The sequence below is a fragment of the Photorhabdus bodei genome (genome assembly GCF_003287735.1).
Lineage (GTDB): Bacteria > Pseudomonadota > Gammaproteobacteria > Enterobacterales > Enterobacteriaceae > Photorhabdus > Photorhabdus kayaii.
The window spans coordinates 42,651-48,727 of sequence record NZ_NSCM01000038.1 but is presented as its reverse complement, the minus strand read 5'-3'; the positions used below and the strand labels follow the sequence as shown (position 1 = coordinate 48,727).

The window sequence follows — 6,077 nt, the reverse complement described above, 5'->3', positions numbered from 1 at the left end:
GTCGGACAGCCCGAAGCCGGCCTGAAACCTGAGTGCGGTTGGACAGTTCGACGGTTAGCCGCTTCCCTGTGAGCCTGTGGGGTGCAGTGAAAGGCAGACTGCGCGCGTCCCTGCGCACAGACTGCCTGCCTACCTTCAGCGTGCCGGCGGTAAATGGTGGCCGCCCGGCGTTAAGCCGACGCGTCCACTGTCAGCGCGGTTGCCGGTCAGCCCCCAATGAACATAATGTGGCATTAAGCGCAATGGGCCTGAACGGCCCGCCGCGCTTAACAAACATTATGTCGGCGCCGCCCACCCAAGGGCGCTGCGCGGCCACCTCAACAAAGGTGAGCGGCTGACCGCCGGGTGGGGCCTCTTAGCCCCCGTGGCGCACCGGGCTGCGCCCGCTGCTGTCAGCCTCAATGCAAAATCCCACCGCCGCAGTCGCCGCCATCCGTGGCGGCTCCGGTGTCAACATCCGCCTTAAACCGTTGCCGGTCAGTCCGTCAAGGTCAACGGCCCTGAAAGCAGGCCAGCAAGCTGGCCGCAGTTTATTGCCCCCGCCCCAACCCTGCTGCACTGGCTGCGCCCGGTTCGCAGTCGCAGGCTCCTTGCTCATTCCCGTGCTCGCCATCTCCGCCCCGTGCAGCCCCCAGGGGCTTCCCTGCTGAACAGCGTCACCTGCGGGCCTCGCCGGCCCGCACCCGGCCAACCCGCGTCAGCGGCGCAGACAAGCTGCCCCGCCGCCACGGGTTATCGATAAAACCCGGTTCTGGCAGAAAAAGCGGGCGGAAACCCGGCACTGACATCGGGGAAAAAGTGAGCTAAAATCGGCAAAGTGCACATCGGGGTTTTGGGTTCGCGGCGGTGAGTGCAGTGGGACGAAGTGGCTCTTTAACAGGTTGTTATTAAAGAAAAAATCCCGGTAAAAAAGTATGGTCGTGTCGGGGCAGTCCCTAAGACCCGCTAGGGCTGGCTGGGTGTCCGGGGACTAAGAACAAGAAAACGACGTATGAAGGGAAAAGTCGTCGTGACGCGTTACGGCAGGCCAAGAGAGATGCGGGGATACCAAATAATCAGCAACCTTTTGAGATATCAAGAGTAGATTTAGGGGATGGATACGGAGGTAATATTCGTAATGCTAAAGGCGTTCCAGTTCAAACCCGACAATATCACTATAGGGATAAGCAAGGTTCTGTCGTAGTTATTCAAGAACACAGTTTGGGGCATTCAAAGGCAACACCTTTACATGGAGCAGAACCCCATTTTAATGTTAGACCAGTTGATAAAGTAAATGGAAAAATATTAGATACGGGAAGTGTTCCAGACACTCATGGACATTATAATTTTCCTTTAGGGATGTGATTATGTGGTTTAGTAATGCGATAAGAAATGAGCAAATAAAATATATGTTCAATAATGAGTTTGATATAAGCAAAGCCGAATTCATTAGTTATACTTTTCATCATTATTCATCTTTACAGCTTTGTTTTATATGTAAAAAAATCCCTTCCGTATATCCTAAAAAGTGGGATAATAAAGGATTTAATGCGATGAGTTTAGTTTTAAGTATGTCTAATATAAATTCATTTGAAAGCAAAGGAAATAAAGTGGGTTTTATTTGCTCTCCACAAATTAGTAGCACCCATGATTCTACATCTATTGAAATAATCAATAAGAATTTCTATTTATTGTGTAATGCGGATTTTTTAACAATAGATGGTATTACTCCATATATAGATGAAAGATGGGATTAATATTTTAATTTATTGTTGATCATTCCAATAAATAACAAAAAGCCGGAAAGATCCCCATGACCTTCCGGCTTTGTTCTACTTAATGCCCAATGAAGAGCAGAACTTGACCTGACATTTGCGATTCTGTGGGCAGTATGAGGATGAGGAAAGCGGGCTATACTATAATCGTTTTAGGTATTACGATAACGAGACCGGGCAATACCTCTGTGCCGACCCTTTAGGCTTAACTGGCTTTGATGCTTCCGGTAGACCTTTATCCAGTCCGAATTATAGTGTGTGGTATCAAACAGATATTCTCGCAGATTTACATTCAAGTAGCAGACCTAAGCATTTTAATAATGCAAATAAACAACTGTATGAAGCAATACAAAAAGATCCACATTTAGCTAAATCGTTACCACCTGAAGTTGTAGCGCATGTGCAGCCGGGTCCAAAAGGTGGATTTGAACGTACTAGCCCGCCTAATCATTCATGGCACCATAATGCTCAAAATCCAACTAAGATAGAACTTATTCCAAGATCTCAACATCAAGCGCCTGGCGCTGTACAGAAAAGCCTTCATCCAAATCAGGAAGGAGGATTTAAAAAGTTAGGTAGTGGAAAATGTGGTGGACTATAAATAATGAGGTAGTTTATGAAGTTAGTTTCTATTGCTGATGTATTATCGACCCCAGAAAATAATTCCAGCGAGTGGTTTTGCTTGCCTCCAGATCAAAATAGTTGGACGTTAGAAACAGAAGGAGTTTTTTCTCTGAGTAGTGCTGATTTTCCACCTGATTCTGATGATTATTTACCTAAACAGGTAAAAGAAAACGGGTGGATTGAAGTTTTAGATGGAGGAACAATTGAAGAAGTAGTAGCTAATACTAAGGCCCAGTTAGATAATCCATCTCTCAATGATCTATTAGAGGCATTTATTTTTTATTTTGAAAATGATGCTTTTATAGAGTTTTAATTATATGTGATATGAGCCGGAAAGATCTTTCGAGATCTTCCGGCTTTCTTATGATCTACCGTGGTGCATACCCACAGTAAGCCTACGTTGATTTCACTCGTTCAATGTTTGCGCCAAGTCCGCGCAACTTATCTTCGATATGTTCATAACCCCGGTCAATATGATAAATACGGTCAACAACCGTCACGCCTTCCGCAATACAACCCGCCAGAACTAAGCTCGCCGATGCGCGTAAATCCGTCGCCATGACCTGAGCACCAGATAATTTTTTAACACCATGACAAAGCACGGTGTTACTTTCAATTTCCGCATGAGCTCCCATCCGAATTAATTCAGGGATATGCATGAAACGGTTTTCGAAAATAGTTTCGGTGATCATCCCAGCACCTTCCGCAACCAAATTCAGCAAGCTGAATTGTGCCTGCATGTCGGTCGGGAAACCAGGGTGCGGAGCAGTACGTAATGTCACCGCTTTAGGGCGTTTACCGTGCATATCAAGGCTTATCCAATCTTTACCAATTTCAATATCAGCACCCGCCTCACGCAATTTAGCTAATACCGCATCCAGCGTATTAGGCTGAGCATGACGGCAAACTACCTTGCCACCGGATATCGCAGCCGCAACAAGAAATGTCCCCGTTTCAATCCGATCAGGTAATACACGGTATACACCACCACCAAGACGTTCTACACCTTCAATGATGATATGGTCAGTACCCGCCCCTGTGATTTTTGCACCCAAGGTATTGAGAAAATTAGCCGTATCCTCGATTTCAGGTTCACGTGCTGCATTCTCAATAATTGTTGTCCCTTCTGCCAACGTTGCCGCGGTCATAATCGTGACTGTCGCTCCAACGCTAACTTTATCCATCACAATGCAAGCCCCTTTCAGACGCCCATTAACGGAAGCCTTGACGTAGCCCTCTTCCAGCACAATTTCAGCACCTAACTGTTCCAAGCCACTGATATGCAGATCAACCGGGCGGGCACCAATCGCACAACCACCCGGCAAAGATACTTGCCCCTGACCAAAACGCGCTACCAAAGGACCTAACGCCCAAATAGATGCACGCATGGTTTTTACTAGCTCGTAAGACGCACAATATTGATTCACATCGCGAGCATCTACAAATACAGAACCATTGCGTTCAACTTTGGTCCCAAGGCGATTCAATAATTTGATAGTGGTATCAATATCTTTCAATTCTGGAACATTTTGCAACTCAACAGGCTCTTCAGCCAACAACGCGGCGAACAGGATTGGCAGTGCAGCATTTTTTGCCCCGGAAATAGTAACCTCACCCGATAGACGAGTGGGCCCTTTCACACGAAATTTATCCATCTGTGACGACTCTCTTTATATAATTTGCTGTTCACAACGAGGCAAACAACATTAAAAACCGTTGAGCTTGCGATCCCGTTTCCAATCATCCGGCGTGTAGGCTTTAATTGACAAGGCATGAATACGATTGTCAGCAATGTATTCCATTAAAGGCGCATAAACGGATTGCTGCTGTTTTACCCGACTCATACCGGCAAACATCTCACCAACCACAATAACCTGGAAATGGCTGCCATCTCCGTTAACAATGACTTCATCCAGTGCTAATTTATCCATCAGCACTTGCTTAATCTCATTAGTATCCATAATTGCTCAATGTTCTGTAGTTAGAAATAAATAATAGACAGCCATCTATCCTAATAGAATCCTGCTTATTCTTAAACTATGAAAACGCCCTTGTAATATTTCTGCTTACAAGGGCGCTGATTATACCCGTTATCTTTCAAGTTGCCTCTTTGTTGGCTGCACTCGCTCACCCCGGTCACATCGTTACCTATGCTCCCGGGGATTCTCTCCCTTGCCGTCGCGATCCATCTTGAAATCCATAGGGTATGTACAGATAATTAATGAGATTATCGGTTAGCTATCAATGATCATTTCTTGCAGATCATAGAGCTTAATCAGGGTGTTAAGCCGTTCATCAATGCCAGAAAAGCGCAATTTATCCCCTCTCTTTTGCATATGATGCTTGAAACGGACTAAAAGAGCTAACCCGGTAGAATCCACATATTCAAGTTGTGACACATTGATGCTGTCAATATCAGCCAATAATTTCTCTTTTTGCTGCCAGAGAGGAAGCAAACTATTACGATCCAAAGTGCCCTTGAGAATCAAGGTTTGCCCTATTTTTTCCCAGATCAGACTCTCAGCCATCTTATTTTTTCTCTTCCAGAGTAATTGGCTGACGGGCACTGATTTCAAGCTGCTTAGTTAAGCCATCAATACCTTGCTGACGCAAGATAGAGGCCCATTCACTCTGTTTAGTCGTAATCATACTGACGCCCTCTGCAATCATATCAAATGCCTGCCAGTAACCAGTTTTGCTGTTTTTGCGCCATTGGAAATCAAGACGGACAGGAGGACGGCCATTCGAATCGATAATAGTGACACGAATAGCAATAACATTGCTGTCCCCTAACGGCTTTTCAGGGTCAATCTGGTAAGTTTGATTATGATACATTGCCAAAGCCTGCCCATAGGCCTGCTCAAGATAAGATTCAAATGCAACAAAATAAGCCTTGCGCTGCTCTGGAGTCGTATCTTTATAGTATTTCCCCAGAACCAATGCCCCTGCGTATTTGATATGGACATAAGGCAGTAGCTCCTCTTTCACCACTTTACGCAGATAATCTGGGTTTTGACGAATTTGTGATTGGCTGTTTTTCAAACGAGTAAAAGTCTTTTCCGCCGCATCCTGCATCAGCTTATAAGGATTCGTTTGATCAACCGCGCTCGCTAATGGCGCAAAAACCAATAGCGCCACCATTAATAATCTCTTCAACATAATGGGTTCCTCTTAATGATATTCAGTTGCTGGCTAGGGTGTCGGCGTGTGCTCTGCCCCACTTTGGACATTATCACCACTCTTATATAAGAACTGGCCGATGAGATCCTCAAGTACTATTGCTGATTTGGTATCCTGTACGCGATCACCCTCTTTCAGAATACGGGTGTCCATATCGGGATCTTCAAACCCTATATTCAAGGCAATATATTGTTCACCTAATAGGCCAGAAGTACGAATGGAAAGAGAACTGGTATCAGGGATACGGTCATATTGCTTCATAATATCCAGTGCCACTTGCGGCGTATAAGTTTTTTCATCAAGAGAGATACTTGCAACACGACCAATCACCACACCTCCAATTTTTACCGGTGAACGCACTTTCAGGCCACCAATATTGTCAAAAGTTGCGTACAAACGGTAAGTTGGCTGGTTGCCTACCGATTTAATGTCTGCCACTTTTAGGCATAAAAAGACGATTGCAGCCAGTGCAATCAAGACAAAAAATCCAACCCAAATTTCACTTTTCTTGCTTTGCAT

Annotated in this window: 10 protein-coding genes and 1 pseudogene; 5 read left to right on the top strand and 6 right to left on the bottom strand. The window is 45.3% G+C overall.

All coding sequences use genetic code 11. The features are described 5' to 3' along the window. Positions 1-135 precede the first annotated feature (135 nt). Positions 136-273 (bottom strand): hypothetical protein, encoded by a 138-nt coding sequence (locus CKY02_RS24860; RefSeq protein WP_162121016.1) that lies wholly within the window; start codon positions 271-273, stop codon positions 136-138. 678 nt (positions 274-951) lie between these two features. Between CKY02_RS24860 and CKY02_RS26555 the strand changes: the two genes are divergently transcribed. From CKY02_RS26555 to CKY02_RS17650, 5 genes and pseudogenes are all read left to right on the top strand, one after another. After that, complete coding sequence (locus CKY02_RS26555) at positions 952-1,344, top strand: HNH/endonuclease VII fold putative polymorphic toxin (RefSeq protein ID WP_112896296.1); 393 nt, start codon at positions 952-954, stop codon at positions 1,342-1,344. A 2-nt stretch (positions 1,345-1,346) separates the two neighbouring features. Beyond that, positions 1,347-1,736, top strand: a complete 390-nt coding sequence (locus tag CKY02_RS17660; RefSeq protein WP_112896295.1) for an Imm50 family immunity protein — start codon at positions 1,347-1,349, stop codon at positions 1,734-1,736. Between the two features lie 115 nt (positions 1,737-1,851). Further along, positions 1,852-1,956, top strand: a pseudogene (locus tag CKY02_RS26765) (RHS repeat-associated core domain-containing protein); the annotation flags it as partial. A 54-nt stretch (positions 1,957-2,010) separates the two neighbouring features. Then, positions 2,011-2,355, top strand: coding sequence for an HNH endonuclease (locus CKY02_RS24855; RefSeq protein WP_167405329.1), 345 nt, complete (start codon positions 2,011-2,013; stop codon positions 2,353-2,355). Positions 2,356-2,370: 15 nt separating this feature from the next. Continuing rightward, positions 2,371-2,691 carry a DUF7716 domain-containing protein gene (locus tag CKY02_RS17650; RefSeq protein ID WP_112896294.1) on the top strand — a complete coding sequence of 107 codons (321 nt, stop codon included), beginning with the start codon at positions 2,371-2,373 and terminating at the stop codon, positions 2,689-2,691. Between the two features lie 82 nt (positions 2,692-2,773). On the opposite strand, the gene murA is transcribed toward CKY02_RS17650, so the two are convergent. The 5 genes from murA to mlaD form a co-directional block, all read right to left on the bottom strand. Then, positions 2,774-4,033, bottom strand: coding sequence for a UDP-N-acetylglucosamine 1-carboxyvinyltransferase (murA, locus tag CKY02_RS17645; protein WP_112896293.1), 1,260 nt, complete (start codon positions 4,031-4,033; stop codon positions 2,774-2,776). A 51-nt stretch (positions 4,034-4,084) separates the two neighbouring features. Next, positions 4,085-4,339: a BolA family iron metabolism protein IbaG gene (gene ibaG, locus CKY02_RS17640; protein ID WP_112896292.1), complete on the bottom strand. Its 255-nt coding sequence runs from the start codon at positions 4,337-4,339 to the stop codon at positions 4,085-4,087. 273 nt (positions 4,340-4,612) lie between these two features. Next, positions 4,613-4,906, bottom strand: a complete 294-nt coding sequence (mlaB, locus tag CKY02_RS17635) for a lipid asymmetry maintenance protein MlaB (RefSeq protein WP_112896291.1) — start codon at positions 4,904-4,906, stop codon at positions 4,613-4,615. A 1-nt stretch (position 4,907) separates the two neighbouring features. Beyond that, a complete protein-coding gene (gene mlaC / locus CKY02_RS17630) occupies positions 4,908-5,537 on the bottom strand; it encodes a phospholipid-binding protein MlaC (RefSeq protein WP_112879238.1) in 630 nt (209 codons plus the stop codon). Between the two features lie 33 nt (positions 5,538-5,570). Continuing rightward, the gene (gene mlaD / locus CKY02_RS17625) at positions 5,571-6,077 is read right to left on the bottom strand and encodes an outer membrane lipid asymmetry maintenance protein MlaD (protein ID WP_112896290.1); all 507 of its coding nucleotides are present in this window, start codon (positions 6,075-6,077) and stop codon (positions 5,571-5,573) included.

What these genes read in the sequence shown, in the direction of transcription:
- murA (WP_112896293.1), bottom strand. Translation starts at nt 4,033, where the DNA reads ATGGATAAATTTCGTGTGAAAGGGCCCACTCGTCTATCGGGTGAGGTT.
- ibaG (WP_112896292.1), bottom strand. Translation starts at nt 4,339, where the DNA reads ATGGATACTAATGAGATTAAGCAAGTGCTGATGGATAAATTAGCACTG.
- mlaD (WP_112896290.1), bottom strand. Translation starts at nt 6,077, where the DNA reads ATGCAAAGCAAGAAAAGTGAAATTTGGGTTGGATTTTTTGTCTTGATT.
- mlaC (WP_112879238.1), bottom strand. Translation starts at nt 5,537, where the DNA reads ATGTTGAAGAGATTATTAATGGTGGCGCTATTGGTTTTTGCGCCATTA.
- CKY02_RS17660 (WP_112896295.1), top strand. Translation starts at nt 1,347, where the DNA reads ATGTGGTTTAGTAATGCGATAAGAAATGAGCAAATAAAATATATGTTC.
- CKY02_RS17650 (WP_112896294.1), top strand. Translation starts at nt 2,371, where the DNA reads ATGAAGTTAGTTTCTATTGCTGATGTATTATCGACCCCAGAAAATAAT.
- mlaB (WP_112896291.1), bottom strand. Translation starts at nt 4,906, where the DNA reads ATGGCTGAGAGTCTGATCTGGGAAAAAATAGGGCAAACCTTGATTCTC.